The organism is Hymenobacter wooponensis (assembly GCF_004745865.1).
GTDB classification, from domain to species: domain Bacteria; phylum Bacteroidota; class Bacteroidia; order Cytophagales; family Hymenobacteraceae; genus Hymenobacter; species Hymenobacter wooponensis.
In genome coordinates this window covers 535,822-551,372 of record NZ_SRKZ01000004.1, presented here as the reverse complement: position 1 = coordinate 551,372, position 15,551 = coordinate 535,822, and the positions used below count along the sequence as shown (strand labels likewise).

11 protein-coding genes are annotated in these 15,551 nt (G+C 54.3%); 4 read left to right on the top strand and 7 right to left on the bottom strand.

From position 1 onward, the window contains the following. The first annotated feature begins 123 nt into the window (after positions 1-123). Positions 124-3,168, top strand: coding sequence for a T9SS-dependent choice-of-anchor J family protein (locus tag EU557_RS15930; protein ID WP_135531450.1), 3,045 nt, complete (start codon positions 124-126; stop codon positions 3,166-3,168). Between the two features lie 156 nt (positions 3,169-3,324). Here EU557_RS15930 and EU557_RS15925 read toward each other — a convergent pair whose 3' ends face one another. Beyond that, positions 3,325-4,014 carry a peptidoglycan DD-metalloendopeptidase family protein gene (locus EU557_RS15925; protein ID WP_135531449.1) on the bottom strand — a complete coding sequence of 230 codons (690 nt, stop codon included), beginning with the start codon at positions 4,012-4,014 and terminating at the stop codon, positions 3,325-3,327. Between the two features lie 218 nt (positions 4,015-4,232). On the opposite strand from EU557_RS15925, the gene EU557_RS15920 reads away from it, so the two are divergent. Beyond that, complete coding sequence (locus EU557_RS15920) at positions 4,233-5,342, top strand: ferredoxin--NADP reductase (RefSeq protein WP_135531448.1); 1,110 nt, start codon at positions 4,233-4,235, stop codon at positions 5,340-5,342. 67 nt (positions 5,343-5,409) lie between these two features. Further along, positions 5,410-7,155 (top strand): M3 family oligoendopeptidase, encoded by a 1,746-nt coding sequence (locus EU557_RS15915; RefSeq protein ID WP_135531447.1) that lies wholly within the window; start codon positions 5,410-5,412, stop codon positions 7,153-7,155. 278 nt (positions 7,156-7,433) lie between these two features. Here the strand turns inward: EU557_RS15915 and EU557_RS15910 are convergent, their stop codons facing one another. Continuing rightward, a complete protein-coding gene (locus EU557_RS15910) occupies positions 7,434-8,015 on the bottom strand; it encodes a hypothetical protein (RefSeq protein ID WP_135531446.1) in 582 nt (193 codons plus the stop codon). 291 nt (positions 8,016-8,306) lie between these two features. Between EU557_RS15910 and thiL the strand changes: the two genes are divergently transcribed. Continuing rightward, positions 8,307-9,338: a thiamine-phosphate kinase gene (gene thiL, locus EU557_RS15905; protein ID WP_135531445.1), complete on the top strand. Its 1,032-nt coding sequence runs from the start codon at positions 8,307-8,309 to the stop codon at positions 9,336-9,338. Between the two features lie 184 nt (positions 9,339-9,522). Here the strand turns inward: thiL and EU557_RS15900 are convergent, their stop codons facing one another. The 5 genes from EU557_RS15900 to EU557_RS15880 all read right to left on the bottom strand — a co-directional run bounded on the left by EU557_RS15900 (position 9,523) and on the right by EU557_RS15880 (position 15,492). After that, complete coding sequence (locus tag EU557_RS15900) at positions 9,523-9,897, bottom strand: hypothetical protein (protein ID WP_135531444.1); 375 nt, start codon at positions 9,895-9,897, stop codon at positions 9,523-9,525. Positions 9,898-9,909: 12 nt separating this feature from the next. Beyond that, positions 9,910-11,019, bottom strand: coding sequence for an acyltransferase family protein (locus EU557_RS15895; protein WP_135531443.1), 1,110 nt, complete (start codon positions 11,017-11,019; stop codon positions 9,910-9,912). An 83-nt stretch (positions 11,020-11,102) separates the two neighbouring features. Continuing rightward, positions 11,103-11,681 (bottom strand): hypothetical protein, encoded by a 579-nt coding sequence (locus tag EU557_RS15890; RefSeq protein WP_135531442.1) that lies wholly within the window; start codon positions 11,679-11,681, stop codon positions 11,103-11,105. A gap of 4 nt (positions 11,682-11,685) precedes the next feature. After that, a complete protein-coding gene (rlmD, locus tag EU557_RS15885; RefSeq protein ID WP_342588250.1) occupies positions 11,686-13,095 on the bottom strand; it encodes a 23S rRNA (uracil(1939)-C(5))-methyltransferase RlmD in 1,410 nt (469 codons plus the stop codon). A 93-nt stretch (positions 13,096-13,188) separates the two neighbouring features. Next, on the bottom strand, positions 13,189-15,492 hold the full coding sequence (locus EU557_RS15880; RefSeq protein ID WP_167855238.1) for an erythromycin esterase family protein: 2,304 nt from the start codon (positions 15,490-15,492) through the stop codon (positions 13,189-13,191). Positions 15,493-15,551 lie beyond the last annotated feature (59 nt).

Genomic DNA, 15,551 nt, shown 5'->3' with positions numbered 1-15,551 from the left:
GTAAGGCATGGGCTTTTTCTCTGCCTATTTGTTAACAATGAGGTAACATTGAGCCCAATTGCTGCAGGTACTTTTGTACTTTACATCGTCTGAATTTCTCTCTTTCACCCTCTGCCTTCTTACATGAAGAACAACTATTCAACACGTGTGCTACCTGCGTTGCTGCTGGCTCTGGGCCTGAGCAGCAATGTAGCGGCGCAGATATCGTTACAAACTGCACCGTACGCGCAAGATTTCAACACGTTGGCAACCACTGGTACGACCAACGCTAAAACCACTTTACCAACCGGCTGGGATTTATTGGAGGTAAATGCTGGAACCGGAACAACTGCGGACGCTAATTATGCTGCTAGCAACGGTTCACTTAACTCCGGCAATACATATAGCTTCGGGGCCGACGCCTCTACGGAGCGCGCTTTCGGTACTCTGCTAAGCAGCAGCCTAACTCCTGCCATTGGTGCCTCGTTCGTTAATAACACAGGCACCACCCTTATTAACCTTACGGTTGGCTATACTGGGGAGACGTGGCGCATTGGCGGCACAACACGCGCCGACCGGCTGGACTTTCAATATAGTCTTAATGCAACCTCCCTCTCTACCGGAACCTGGGTAGATGTGGATGCGCTGGACTACACCAACCTAGCCAGCACAACGTTGGCTGGAAACGGGGTCAGCACCCCACTGCATACAGCCACGATGAACGCCACAGTATCGGGGCTGAATATTCCCGTAGGGGCTACCGTTTGGATTCGGTGGAATGATTTCAACGCCGCCGGCTCCGATGACGGGATAGGGGTAGATGATTTTTCCCTCTCGTGGGAAGGCATTTCTCCAAATGCACCTGCCCTTTCGGTTCCTGCTACGCCGCTGACCTTTGCTGCTCAATTAGTAAACACAGCAAGCGCATCCCAGAGTTATCAGTTAAGCGCCGTGAACCTTACCGATAATGTGACGGTGACGGCACCAGCCGGGTTCCAGCTTTCCAAAGATAACGCGGCCTTCTCCTCGACTCTTACTTTCATACCCACTGAGTTAGCCTCGGCTCAAACGGTATATGTCCGTTTATTGCCCACGGCAGCGGGGACCTTCTCCGGCAACATTACGCACGTTACCCCTGGGGGAATTACGCTAACGAAAGCGGTATTCGGTACGGGTTTCGACCCAAATAACCTGCTCTATACCTTTGATAATTGTGCTAGCGCTCCGACTGAAGGCTGGACACAATTTAGCGTGGCCGGCCCCCAAGTTTGGGCTTGTACTACGTTTGGACACAATGCAGCTGATGCTACGGGCAAGCTCAATAAGCCAAACGGACTGCAAGCCAACGGCTTTGCTAACCAAGCCAGCATCGTTAACGAGGACTGGCTTATTTCGCCAGCCCTAAACACTTCTTCCTTTACGTATCCGTTGTTGTCGTTCTATAGCCGCGTGGCATTCAATGGTGCTCCCCTGCGCCTGAAGGTATCGACTAACTACTCTGGCACCGGAGACCCCGCCGCAGCAGGCGTCACCTGGACCGATGTAGCCGCTAACTTTCCCGAAGTAGGCTCTGATACTTGGACACTGACCGATAACATTGACCTCTCGGCGTTCAAATCGGCTACGCTATATGTAGCGTTTGTGTATTCTTCTAGCAACGAAGAAGCTGCCCGCTGGACGCTCGACGATATTCGTCTGCGCAACTCCAGCACCCCGCCTCCAGCAGCATTGTTCGTCAATACGGCCTCATTAGCCTTCGGGTACCGCCCTAATGGTTCAGTTATTACCCAAACGCTCAATTTGACCCTGAGAAACCTTACGGCGGATGCTATGGTAACTGCTGCTGGTGCTGGTTTTCAGGTGTCGAAAGACGGCACTACGTTCAGCAACTCGGTAAGCTTTGCAGCTTCAGAGTCGAGCGCTACCCCAAAGGTCATCACAGTGCGCTTCAGCCCAACTCAGGGCAATACTGCTTACACAGGCTCTTTAACTATTGCTAGCGCAGGGGTTACTTCCCAGATGGTAGACTTAACGGGCAACACATATAATGTAGCCAACACATTGGAGGTAGTAAACTGGAACATTGAATGGTTTGGTTCTGCGGAAGCTGGTCAAGGGCCTGCTAACAAGAACTTGCAACAGGAAAATGTGAAGACCATGCTAACAAGCCTCAATGCTGATGTATTCGCCCTGGCCGAAGTAGTGGACACCGTACGTTTAGGCACTATAGTGCGGCAGTTGGGTGGCTATAAGTACTCCGTTTCGTCAGCTGTCTCGAACGGCACTTTTGCTACGAGCCAAAAACTAGTATTTGTGTACCGCACCAGTGTTATTAAAAACCCAACCTTCAGCATTCTGCTGGAGTGCCCTGGACAAGTAACCACCTGCGATTCCTACACTTATTGGTCTTCAGGTCGTTATCCGTATGCTATGGAGGCTGACGTGGAACTAAATGGTGCCACCAATCGGATGATGTTTGTGTTGATTCATGCCAAAGCCAACACAGCACCGACTGCCACCTCATACGAGCGCCGGAAGAATGCAGCTGCCGCTCTCAAAGCCAAACTAGACACGGACTATCCTACTTCTAAGTTTGTGATTTTAGGTGACTTTAACGACGACCTGGATCAGACTATTACTACTGGTTTGACCACGACCGAGTCTTCGTACAAAGCGTTTGTTGATGATGCCACGAACTATCAAGCTCTGACGCTTCCGCTGAGCATAGCCAAGAAGAAATCGACGGCGAGCTATAACGACGTAATTGACCACGCTGTAGCTTCTAATGAGCTAGCCGCGAATTACCTGGCAAACTCCGCCGAAATTCAGACTGGCCTAGCTGCTCTGATTCCGAACTATGCCAACACCACTTCTGACCACTACCCCGTGCAAACCCGCTACGTGTTCGGCACGGTTACGGCCACCAAGCCGGTGCGTCTGGCTCAGCAGCTCTCTATCAGCCCCAACCCGGTGCACAATAGCCTGAATCTGCAGTTGCCAACGCAGGTAGGTGAACTAACCCTGAATGTAACCGCTGCCGATGGCCGCGTGGTATTCACGGGAGCTGGCCGTGCTGAGCAGCTCAGCCAGCAACTCAGCCAGCGGGTAGGGCTCCTGAAAGCTGGTTTGTACATGGTACGCGCAACCAGCGCCCAGCAGACCTACTTTGGCCGCTTTGTGAAGCAATAACCCTATTTCACTAGCCAAGCAAAAGGCCCCGCACAACAGTGCGGGGCCTTTTTTGTGGGCGCTGTGGTAGCAGCCACCTTGCAATTAGTATCCACAGAGTGGCCTACAAGTGATGTTGGTTACAAGACCCGTTGCGCTGGTATGTCACAGACTGGCCTAGAGCCACTGGCTTTGCAGAATCAAGTTAGGGTTGGGGCAGAGGGCGGCCCACTTCTCGCGTTCAGCAGGGAGTGCCACGCCGGGAAAATCACCCGACAGGCCTAGCATGTCGCTGATGATTTGGAAGTGGAGGTGAGGGGGCCAGTCGCCATTTTCTGGGGCAGGGCCTACTTCCGTGAATACCTCGCCCTTCTCAATGGCCATGCCGGGGCGGAGAAGTAAAGTTTCGCGGCGGGTGAGATGCCCGTAGAGGGTATAGAAAACAGTGTCTTCGAGCTGGTGCTGTAGAATAACCGTAGGGCCGTAGTCGCCGAAGTTGTCGTTGTCTTGGAGGCTGTGCACCACTGCATCTAGCGGAGCCATAACGGGTGTGCCCGCCCGCAGCCAAACATCTACTCCCAAGTGGAGGGAGCGGGATGGAACGGCCGGATCAGGAGCGCCAAATAGCTCGCTGCGCCGGTAGATAACGCGGTTTTCGAGGTAGCCGCCTACTCCAATATGTGCATTTTGCGCCTCTAGCAGTTGGCTAACCAACTCCTCGAAAGCGGCGGTATCGCGCAAGTTCGCATTCTGGAGTAACGGGTTCGTAGCCGAAAAATCGAGTCGGGCTACATCGGGGGCATTGAGGTCAACGGGCAGCACGGCCGCAAACTCGTGCTGATGAGTTTCCAGAATCTGAGCTAACATACTGTGAAAAGAGGTGAGAGGAGAGGGTAAGTGGCCTAGGAATCAAAAGGAAGCTCTAGGCCACTCCTCCAACGCAAGATTTTATACTCTGTTGAAGACCCGCGCAAGCTAAGCCATCCGCTACAGAATCCCGTACTTTGTGAGCCTAGCTAACCCTAGGCCACCTGAGTTGTTAATAATTCCTCATCTCCCCGATTTCTAGTACCCCTCACCACCTTATGAGCAGTCAGTACCTCACGCTCAACGTAGTCGAGCTCACCCAGGAAACCTCCGACGCCGTTACCATTCACTTCGAACGCCCTGACCGCCAGCCCGTAGCTAGTGAGCCCGGTCAGTTTCTGACCCTGATTTTGCCTTGTGGCCCCGGAGGAAAGAAGGAGCGCCGCGCGTATTCGTTATGCAGTACTCCTGGCGAAGCGCCACGCTTAGCCGTGACGGTAAAGCGAGTGCCGGGCGGATTGATGAGTAACTATCTGCTTGACACGGTGCGCGTAGGCCAGCAGATGGAAGTGATGGCGCCTATTGGCAACTTCACCCTAAACCCCGCGCCTAACTCAGCGCGCTCCTTTGTGCTGGTAGGAGCCGGCTCAGGTATTACCCCACTCATGAGCATGCTGAAGGCCGTATTGCAGGAAGAGCCTAAGAGCTACGTGCTCTTGATTTATGGTAACCGCAATGAGGAATCAGTTATTTTCCGGGAGCAGCTACGCCAATTGGAGCAGCAGTATGCTAACCGGTTCCAGGTAGAGCACGTGTACAGCCAGCCCACCGGTCCGGTAGCAGCCCACCAGCATACGGGGCGCCTGAACCGCACAATGCTGCTGCGCATTCTGGAACAGCGCCACCAGTTTCCGGCCGAGCAGGCCGAGTATTATCTGTGTGGCCCAGAGGGTCTGATGACGGAATCCAAAGCGGCCCTAGAGCTGCTGGGCGTGCCCGCCAGCCGTATTCGCCGTGAAAGTTTCGTAGCTGCTGCTGATACTGCGGAAGCTTCTGCCGCTCAGCCCAACGGCCACGGAGATGTATCAACGGCCGAGGACGACGGAAAAATCGTAACTCGCACTGTCACCATCAATTACGAGGGCTCTGAATATCAGATTGAAGTGGAGCCCAACCAGACCATTCTGGAAGCTGCACTTGATCAGGATATTGACTTGCCCTACTCATGCCAAGCTGGTTTGTGCACGGCCTGTCGGGGTAAGTGCCTGTCGGGTAAAGTACACCTCGATGAGCGTGAGGGACTCTCAGACCGGGAACTCAGTCAGGGTTACGTGTTAACTTGTGTAGGCCACCCCCTAACAAGTGATGTAGTCATTGAAATAGATTAGCAGGAAGTAGCCACTTGGCCCCTTTTTTCTAACCCGCCCCCCGGGTTTTCGCGTACAAAACCTTTCTATGATACCAACTTCCGCCACCACTGCTGCCGACTTGGCTACCAATACGCAGCGTCCGCCCCGGCAGTATCTGCCCGAGTCGTTCACCGTTACCGACTGGGCTGCAATTGAACCGTATTTTATTGAGCTCCGCGACCGGGCCATCGGCTCGGGGCAGGAGCTAGAGCGTTGGCTGCTAGACCGGTCAGAGCTGGAGTCTGTGCTGAGCGAAGACCTGGCTTGGCGTTACATCCGCATGACCTGCGACACGCAGGAGCAGGCACGAGCTGAGGCTTTTCAATACTTCGTGAGCGAAATTGAGCCCCACGTTGCGCCCTACGACCACGCGCTAAACGAGAAGCTGATAGCTTCGCCTTACCTGCCTGACCTCGATCCAGCGCAGTACCGCGTGTTCATTCGCTCGGTGCGCCAAGCTTTGGAAATCTACCGCTCCGAAAACATTCCGCTCAAGACCGAAACCAGCACCAAGCAGCAGCAATATGCTGCTACCGTAGGCGCTATGACGGTGACATTGGATGGAGAAGAAATAACTCTTCCCCGTGCCGCCGACCGTTTGAAGAAGACGGATAGAGCTGTGCGGGAAGAAGCGTGGAGGGCTATTCAGGCACGCCGGCTTCAGGATGCCAAGCCGCTAGACGCGCTGTTTACAGAGCTCATTGGGTTGCGTCATAGCATGGCGCTGAATGCTGGCTTCGCCAATTTCCGCGACTATATGTTCGCTGCCCTAGGTCGCTTTGATTACACTCCGCAAGACTGCTTTGACTTTCATCAGGCAATTCGGGAGACGGTAGTACCGCTCATCGACGATATTGACCTAGAGCGCCGTCAAGACCTAAACTTGCCAGAGCTGCGCCCTTGGGACCTGGATGTGGACGTGTCGGGCAAAGCCCCACTGCGGCCGTTTGAAACGGGAGCGGAACTGCTAGAGAAGACCATCACGGTATTTCAGAACCTCGACCCGTTCTTAGGCGACTGCTTGCGCACTATGCGGCAGATGGGCCATCTTGATCTGGAGTCTCGTAAGGGCAAGGCCCCCGGCGGTTACAACTATCCGCTCGATGAAACCGGCGTGCCATTCATTTTCATGAATGCCACCAGTTCCTTGCGTGATGTGGTGACCATGTTGCACGAAGGTGGCCACGCGGTGCACAGCTTCCTGACCCGCCGCTTGCCGCTTTCCGCCGACAAGCACCCACCATCTGAGGTAGCCGAACTGGCTTCTATGAGCATGGAGCTGATGAGCATGGATCAGTGGGACGTCTTCTTCACTGACCCCGATGAATTGCGCCGGGCCAAGAAAACTCACTTGGAAAGCGTACTGGAAACCTTCCCTTGGGTAGCCACTATCGATAAGTTTCAGCACTGGGTGTACGAGCACCCGCAGCACACGGAGGAAGAGCGTCACCAGCGTTGGACGGAAATTTTCGATGAGTTCAACCAGCGCACCGTTAGCTGGAAAGGACTAGAAAACTTCAAGCCTTATCTCTGGCAGAAGCAGCTTCACCTCTATGAAGTGCCCTTCTATTACATTGAATATGCTATGGCGCAATTAGGCGCTATTGCCGTGTGGCGCAACTACCGCCAAAACCCACAAGAGGGGTTAGAGGCCTACAAGCGGGCACTGGCCTTGGGATATACTGCCCCAATTGGCGAAATCTACGCGGCGGCCGGAATACGGTTCGACTTTTCGACCACCTACCTACGCACACTGGCCGACTTCGTGCACGACGAGATGACGCGCCTCTAGGCCAGTAGTGTAAGCCTAAATAAAAGCAAAAGGCGACCGGGGAACCGGTCGCCTTTTCTTATAAGGTAGCAATTGCTTTAAATAAAAACAGTGGGGTAAGGATGAATGAAAGGAGTAGAATTGTGGGGTTCTACATGCATGAGCTGTAAGAGGCGAAGAAGGTTGTATGCTGTAGAAATAATTTTGCTATGATCTGATAATCAGTGTTAAAAAAACTCCGGCAGATATCCGCCGGAGTTACAATAGAAGATAAGAGGCATCTGGGTCCTAGGCCTCCACTACTGTAGCGTAAACAGGGGGAGGGGTTTTAGCTTGCTGTATTGGCCGCCTAGCTGATTAAGTTCAGTAGCATGTACTTGCAAGTAATTGTTAAGGCGCACGGCTGCCTGATCGTAGCGAACCCGAAAGCCAACTAATTCGCCGTCGGCATCCTGAATCTTATCCGTAAGGGTTTTAATGGGCGCGGCGGGCTGCCGGTCAGTAGGCAACGCAATGCGGTATACAATCTGCAATACCGAGTCCTGAGCGCTGTCGTAAGCATCGATTCGAGCCGATTCAGCCATGGTTTGCTGATCGTAGCGTATGGTTTTGAGGCGGGTCGTGGCGCGCTGTAAACCATCTAATTGCGCGGGGTCGGTGCCGGGCTGGGCCTTTAGTGCCGTTAGTACCTGTTGGGTGTTGCGCAGCTTGTCGTCGTCGCTAGCTACCATCTCCGACCAGCGCGCTTGCACAGTATCACGCAGAATATTGACTTGCGTTTTAACCGCCTCCTTCGAGGCCGGATCAATTGCTTTAGGCCTCCGGTTACAGCCACTAATTGCCACGGCCAGTGCTACCAGAAGCCAAATAATGTTTTTCATATTGAGGAAGTGAAGTTGCAGCAAGATGCCAACGAAAATCTTGGCAAAAACAATCAATAATCAAACGGCTAGGAGCCAGATTTAAGCCAGTAGCTGACTATCAATTGTGCGCATGAAAACCAGAAAGGTGGCCTAGTAGTTAACCCGTACGCAGTACAGTGGTACAGCCGGAACAGTAGGCTCACATAGGCTCGTGGTATCTCACTACAGGCTGTCGTCGTACCTTTGCTGCCCGCCAGTGGCCTACAGCTCGCCCGCCGGAACCTGCACCCCAAGCCTAAGCCTCTCAGCATGAGTGATATCACCCCTCTCGATAAAGTCGGCGAATTCGGCCTGATTCGCCGAATCCAGAATACCGTTACCCTCAACCAACCTAGTACTGTCCTAGGCATTGGCGACGATGCCGCTATACTGGCACCTCCAGCCGGTCAGGAAATCGTCATCAGCACTGATTTGCTGGTGGAAGGTGTGCACTTCGATCTGACGTTCTGCCCACTCAAGCATTTGGGCTACAAAGCTGTAGCTGTAAACGTTTCCGATATTGCCGCCATGAATGCGCTGCCCACGCAGATCGTGGTGGCCTTGAGTGTGCCTGCTCGTTTCTCTGTTGAGGCGGTTGAAGAACTCTATGAGGGAATACGGTTGGCCTGCGAGGCCTATAATGTGGACCTGGTAGGAGGCGACACTACGGGTAGCCGCTCAGGCCTTACCATCGGCATCACGGCGCTGGGCCAAGCGGAGGCGGGCAAAGCTGTGCGCCGTAGCGGAGCCGGTACCAACGACCTAATCTGTGTAACCGGCGACCTAGGCGGCGCTTATCTAGGCCTGCAGGTGCTAGAGCGTGAAAAGCAGGCATGGCAAGCTGACCCCGAAACGCAACCTGAACTAAGCAAATATCCCTACGTGCTGCAGCGCCAGCTCCGCCCCGAAGCCCGCATGGACGTAGTACATGAACTGCGCGACTTGGGCGTGGCGCCCACTAGCATGATCGATGTTTCGGATGGCCTCGCTTCTGAGGTATTGCATCTATGCCAAGCCAGCGGCACGGGCGCCCGCATCTTCACGGAGAATCTGCCCATCGCCAATCCTACACTGGAGGTAGCGGAGGAGTTCAACCTCGACCCCATCATGTGCATGCTCAACGGCGGCGAGGACTACGAACTGCTGTTCACCGTTCCCCTCTCTGCTCACGACAAAATCAAAAATCACCCCGATATCACCATCATCGGTCACATGGTAGAGAAGAGCGAAGGCGCAAACCTCATCACCAAAACTGGCCAGCCGGTGCCCCTGCGTGCTCAAGGCTTCCAGCACTTCGGTTAGAAGCGCGCTGTAGTATAAGCTTCTAGGCCATTAATGGAATTGCGAAGACGAGGGAGTTTTCCTCCCTTCGTCCTGGCTCCCTTCTGAATTATGCAAAAGGCCTTACTTCTCAGTGGAAGTAAGGCCTTTTCTGTTTCCATGACTTTTAGCTGCTAAAAGAACTGCTCCGCTCGCAAGGCTTATGTTAGTCCTCGGGATAGGGGATGTACACGAAGTTGGTAAACTCCTCATCCAGCACAAAAAGGCAGCAATACTCGTCGGCGTCGCGGTAGGTGCTCTGGAAAGCCTCAATGCCTTCCTGGCCTACAATGCCCTGCTGTACAAATAGCTCTAGGTAGCTAGCGAAAACGTGCCATTCCAGGTTCGCCTCATCAGCATTGATTAGTAGGCCACCCAGCGGCACCTCTTGGCGAGCGAAAACGAAAATAGGGTACTTCGAAATATCCCGCTTGCGGATCTGGGAAGAAGCCTCGCTCAGGGTATCAGAAACGGTAGCGAAATCCTTGGTAATAGTGCCAAGGTATTTACCGTTCAGTTCAGGGTCGTTGGTGTAGTCCATGAAAAAGCAAAGTTAAGAAGCATGTTGTACCCGCTGGGTCCGAGGAGTGAGGCGGTCCGAGAGTTTACGACCTAACCGGATAGCTGGGCGTTCAACTAGTACGTTAAACACCGTTGCCGTGAGCAGAGTAGCCCCAACTGTGAAGCCCAACATACCCCAAAAAGATTGAGTAGAGGTGGAAAGGTGCACGGTGAGCTTGTCCCAGTGATCCATCACATAGGCTACAAAAAACCAGTGTACCAGATACACGCTATATGAGATGCGACCTAAAAATAGCAACGGTTTGGTGGTCAGCCAGCTCTGCACCCGCGGCCGGTTGATGATGAATGCCAGAATCAGGGCCGAGGCTAGACCAGTAAAATGAAACAGATCGAGTCGGAAGATGCCGAGCCAGTAGTTTACATTCTCCCCCAGAGGATAAATGCGCGTGATGTGCCGAATAGAAAACAGCGCAAACACCCCGATGTAAAGTAAGTGCCGGTACCGATACCACGAGGCTTGCCGCATGTCGTAGGCCTCTATTTGGCGGAAGAAATACGCCAGCAGCATCCCCAGACAGAAATGCTGAATACCCCAAAAAATCAGGCCTGAGCCGATGAAGAGCACTGCCAGCATGAAGCCCACAAACAGCTGCCGGCTACGGCGCAGAAGTAAGGCTAAAAATGGGACGAACAGCGAGGCCGCCATTTCCACTTCCAGCGTCCAGCCTGGGCCATAGATGTCATGCTTTCCGCGCACCAATAAGGCTTCCTCAAACCAGTGGTAGGTGTTTTTGACGAACTCGACTGCTAATTGGCGGAGCGGGTCGTGACGATGACCATATAAGTAGTACACGGCCAGAGCCGCCAGAAAAGGCACGTATAACCGCACCACCCGGTTGATAACATAAGGCCGGTAATGCGCGCCATCAATGGCCAATGACTCATTGGGGTGGAAGTACTTCCAAGAAAGCACTAGGCCACTCAACACGAAGAACAGGGATACCGCATCGGCGCCGTTGAACAGAATAGCGCCCAGCTTAAACTCCATCGCCTCAGCCCAGCGCCAACCCGTGAAATGATAGATAACCACCGCAAAAGCGGCCAGCCCGCGGACACTATCGAGATACTCAATTCTGCGCATGAAGTAAGATGGTAAATGTCGAGCGAGATAGGGTGGCCGAGTTAATATAGGTAGTGTTGGTTATTTAAGCTGAGTGACAGTCTCTACTCCAGTAGTTGCTCTAAGCGTATAATTCGAAGTTGAAAGTCAGGAGCGTCATATACGTGGGTAGCTACCCCATATATTCCTGCCGGACAATCTGCATGGATATTTTCAAAATCAGAATCGGTACTGCAATCAGTTGCAGCAAAGAGCATAAAGCCTAGTCCTGTTGAGGTCAATGCTAGGCCAGTATTTGAGTAAGCAGCATCCTCAATTCCAAGTAGGATAGCCTGACAATCAGCTTCTGTTTTGGTCCAAAACTCAGGAACAAGAATATAACCTCCCAAGAAGCTGTTGGCAGGAAGCCAAGCTGCAAACGGTATTTCTCCGCATACAACCAATGCCTTACCCTGACCAACGGTAATCAAGCCAGCTTCTTGCGGAAGCATAGCAATGGAACAGGCCAGATCATAATCGGTGGCAGGATCTTTCAGATTACCCGAACTGCGAAAATCAGACTCAACAATTCGTCCACTAGATGGAACATTTATTCCTTCCCAATGAGCAACCGGTTCTGCGGGGCAGAGTAGTTGTGGAACGCCGGTTGTGGTACCAGCATTCCACTCTTCTATCCCAAACATCACCTTACTTCAACTCCAGCAGCACCACATTCTCTACGTGGTGGGTGTGTGGGAACATATCTACGGGCTGCACTCTCACTACTTTGTAGGCCTGATCCAGTAGCTCTAGGTCTCGAGCCTGGGTGCCGGGGTTGCAGCTGACGTACACAATTCGTGGGGCGCGCATTTCCAGTAGGCGGGACACTACGTCGGGGTGCATGCCGGCGCGGGGCGGGTCCGTGATGATAACGTCGGGGCGGCCGTGCTTCTCGATGAACTCGGCGTTGAGCACGTCCTTCATGTCGCCGGCGTAGAACTCCGTGTTGGTGGTGCCGTTGATTTCGGAGTTGATGTAGGCGTCCTTAACGGCCGACTCTACATACTCTACGCCCACTACGTGCTTGGCCTGCCGAGCCACGAAGTTGGCTATGGTGCCAGCGCCGGTGTAAAGGTCATACACCAGCTCTGAGCCGGTGAGCTGGGCAAACTCGCGCGTGATTTTGTAGAGGTTGTAGGCCCCTTCAGAGTTCGTCTGGTAGAAGGACTTCGGACCCACGCGGAAGCGCAAGCCTTCCATCTCCTCATGGATGTACGGCTCACCTTTGTAACACACCACCTCTAGGTCGTGGAAGGTCTCGTTGCCCTTGTCGTTGAGTACGTAGTTGAGCGACGTAATCTGTGGGAACCGCTCGTAAATGAAATCCAGCAGGGGCAGCAGCGCATCATGGGCATAATAGCATTGCAAAATCACCATTAGGTCGCCGCTATTAGCCGTCCGAATGATGAGGTTGCGTAGGAAGCCTTCCTGGGTTACGAGGTTGTTGAAGGGCAGGTCATGCTCCAGGGCATAATCGCGCACGGCCAGACGGATCTGGTTGCTCGGGTCGGGCTGCAGCCAACAGTGGTTGATGTCCAGAATCTTATCAAAGCGGGCCGGGGTGTGGAAACCGAGCACGCGCCGCTCGTAATTGTGGCCGCTGGCAATCTGCTCATTCGTAAGCCAGCCATTGTGGCTAAACGTGTACTCGAGCTTGTTGCGGTAGTAGGTTTGGTCAGGCGACGCCTGGATGGGCAGTATCTCGGGCAGTGCCACTTTGCCAATGCGCTGCAGCGTATCGGCTACTTGCTGGTGCTTAAATTTAAGCTGCGTTTCGTAGGCCAGGTGCTGCCATTTACAGCCCCCACAGGTGCCGAAATGCTCGCAGAATGGCGTTACGCGCAGGTCAGAATACTTATGGAACTTGGTGGGCACGGCCTCCAGAAAGTTCTTTTTGGCTTTTGTCACGCGCAGGTCTACCACGTCGCCGGGAGCTACCTGCGTCACGAAAATGACCAGGTTCTCGCGGCGCACTAAGCACTTGCCTTCGGCCACCATATCGGTGATTTCAACTTCGCGGAGCAGCTCCGCCGGAATGTTTTTTGCTGATTTCCTCACAAACGCAAAGGTAAGCACGGATTGAGACGGATTTCCCGGATTTCGCGGATTTGTCTCTGGGCGAGCTTGGGCTTTGGAGCTGTGCTAACTGGCCTAGCGAATGGTCTGGAGTGGTGTGGTGGCCGGGATGAACAGTAGAGCGTCAAATTCTCGCCGCAGATCGTGGTGGAAGAAGGAGACAGGAGCTAGAGAGTGGCCTACATCGCGCAACAGCAGGTTCTGGTACAGCCATTGAGTACCGGGCATCAGTGCAGGGGTGCGCAGGTCGAGGTAGGAGAGAGGCAGTTTGGCCGTCTGGAAATAATATTCATAACTGCCTGGCACGGCTGCAGCGGCTGGCGTTACGGTTAGCTTACCTCCCTGTCCATCGTCTGTCCGAAAACTACCGGTGGCGAAGGCTGTACCCAGCGTCACGTACTCTGGCCCGTAAGTGGCGCGTAAGAGCTGGCCCGCCGTGCCAGTAGCTGCCACCACAGTATTATGAGCCAGCACCAGCAGTTTGCCACTTGGCTGCTGGGTACGGCACCAGTAGATGTTCTCGGCCAGGCTGGCGCCTCGGTAAGCAGGAACCAAATCAGGGTCCAGGGTTTGGAGGGTGGTGTACTGCTCTAATTGCTGCAACAGTTGGCGCTGAATGGCGGCATCAGCCAGCGGTAGCTCAGCGCCAGCCCGTAGGCGGTTGCGCTCATCAAAGCCCTGTCGTACTTCCCGGATGGTGTTACGAACGGCTAGCAAGCGCGGCTCCGTAGTGCCAGGCATGGTGAATGGGTTCAGGCGAATGCCAGCAGTGGGCAGTTCCCGAAGTTGCGAAGCCAACTGCTCTAACTGCGCCTGCGGTACGGGCGCACGTTGCGGCAATAGCTGCCGCAGCCAGGTCAGTGCTTCGGCTGGACGTTGGCACTCTAGGCCCCATACCTGCACCTTTGTGGTAGCGCGCTCATTATAGGCCCGTAGCCATTGCACCAGCGCCAGGGTCTCAACGGAGTTGTAGGTGCCTAACTGGCCTAGGAGCTGGCGCGGATTGCCCTGCCCAGTTTGTAAATAGTTATTCAGTGCCAAACAGGCGCCCATATCGGTCTCCAGTGCCAAGGCTCGTACGCCCTTTTGCTCTACCAGGTAGCGCGTGAGCCGGTGCCGCAGCTGGGCTACTTCCCGCGAGCCATACGTCACCTCGCCTAAGGCTATAATCTGCGCTTTACCAGCTAAAGCTCCGAAAGCGGTCAGGTCTTTCACGTCGCCACCATCAGCCGCCACAGTGCGCAGTGGTAGGGCCGCCTGCCGAAGCCAGGCTAGCTCCGCCGCAGTAGGCAGGGCCACAGCGGCAGGGTCGGCGGGTGGGGCATAAGGCTTGCCATTAATAAGCAGATGCAGATCATCTATCCACAACTCGCCGGTGTTGCCGAGATGCACCCCCAGTGCCAGCTGCGTGAAATATTGATTCCAGGTAATGGGTATCGACACGCTGAACGCCCGCCACTCCGTAGAGGAAGCTGTGGCAGAAGGTAGTGGCAACTCTTGAAGTTGGCTGCGCGCACCCCGGCGCGTGGCGGTGCGGTTATCTTCGTTGAGGAGGGCATAGTAAAAGGAAGCCGCCGGAGCAGTTGCTCCCCGGACGTATCCTTGAACTACCAGGGTTTTACCGCGCAGCGCTGTATCAACCGGTACCTGGCCTAGGTAGGCATAAGGAGCTCTTGAGCCGGCAGCAGGGCGCAGGTGTAGGCTGTGGCCGCCGTGGTGAGCCGGAGTTACTGAGTCAGGCTGAGCTAGGTAGCGCGAGTCAGGCAGTAGTGGCCTAGGTAGTTCAAAGTCCCAGTTGGCGCGGCGGGCGGCCACGCTCTGCACCAGTGGCTCGGTGCCAGGGAGCAGTTGGTCGTGGTAGCGTTGCCCGTTGCCCCATTCCACTCGCACCTCATCGAGCCATACCTTGCCCTGCCCCTGAAACCGGAGGCCAAAGAGTAAGTTGGTTGCGGCAGTGGGCACGGGCAGCTGTATCTGTACCCGCTGCCAGCCGGAGTTAGCTGGTGGGGCCGGAGAGTTGAAGTTGTCATTGCTAGCTAAATTCTCCCCACTGTTATCCGTTTGGGCATGAGCGTATAAAAAAGCCTTGCCGGTGAATCCTTCGGTGCGCATGCTGGCGCTGATAGTTACGGTTTGGCCGCGCATGGAATCTACCGGCGCAATGCTGGTATAAAATGCACCACCTACGGGTTCATCAAACCGACTGACATCTAGTAAGAGGCTGCCACGCCCACTAGCGGCTTTGGTCACCGTATCAACCCTCAGTACTTGGTTTTCCCGAGGGGCTACTCCATTATGGCGGCTGACCCAAAGAAGCAGCGGCTGGTGAACATTAGCATCTGGTTCAAAACTCAGGTTGAGGCGAGCTTGAGCAGACACTGTAAGTGGTAAGAAGAGCAAAAGAAGCAGGTAGAGCAGACGCATAGAATGGCTAGAAT

Coding starts and splice junctions, on each gene's coding strand:
- EU557_RS15930 (WP_135531450.1), top strand. CDS start 124: ATGAAGAACAACTATTCAACACGTGTGCTACCTGCGTTGCTGCTGGCT.
- EU557_RS15925 (WP_135531449.1), bottom strand. CDS start 4,014: ATGTTAGCTCAGATTCTGGAAACTCATCAGCACGAGTTTGCGGCCGTG.
- EU557_RS15920 (WP_135531448.1), top strand. CDS start 4,233: ATGAGCAGTCAGTACCTCACGCTCAACGTAGTCGAGCTCACCCAGGAA.
- EU557_RS15915 (WP_135531447.1), top strand. CDS start 5,410: ATGATACCAACTTCCGCCACCACTGCTGCCGACTTGGCTACCAATACG.
- EU557_RS15910 (WP_135531446.1), bottom strand. CDS start 8,015: ATGAAAAACATTATTTGGCTTCTGGTAGCACTGGCCGTGGCAATTAGT.
- thiL (WP_135531445.1), top strand. CDS start 8,307: ATGAGTGATATCACCCCTCTCGATAAAGTCGGCGAATTCGGCCTGATT.
- EU557_RS15900 (WP_135531444.1), bottom strand. CDS start 9,897: ATGGACTACACCAACGACCCTGAACTGAACGGTAAATACCTTGGCACT.
- EU557_RS15895 (WP_135531443.1), bottom strand. CDS start 11,019: ATGCGCAGAATTGAGTATCTCGATAGTGTCCGCGGGCTGGCCGCTTTT.
- EU557_RS15890 (WP_135531442.1), bottom strand. CDS start 11,681: ATGTTTGGGATAGAAGAGTGGAATGCTGGTACCACAACCGGCGTTCCA.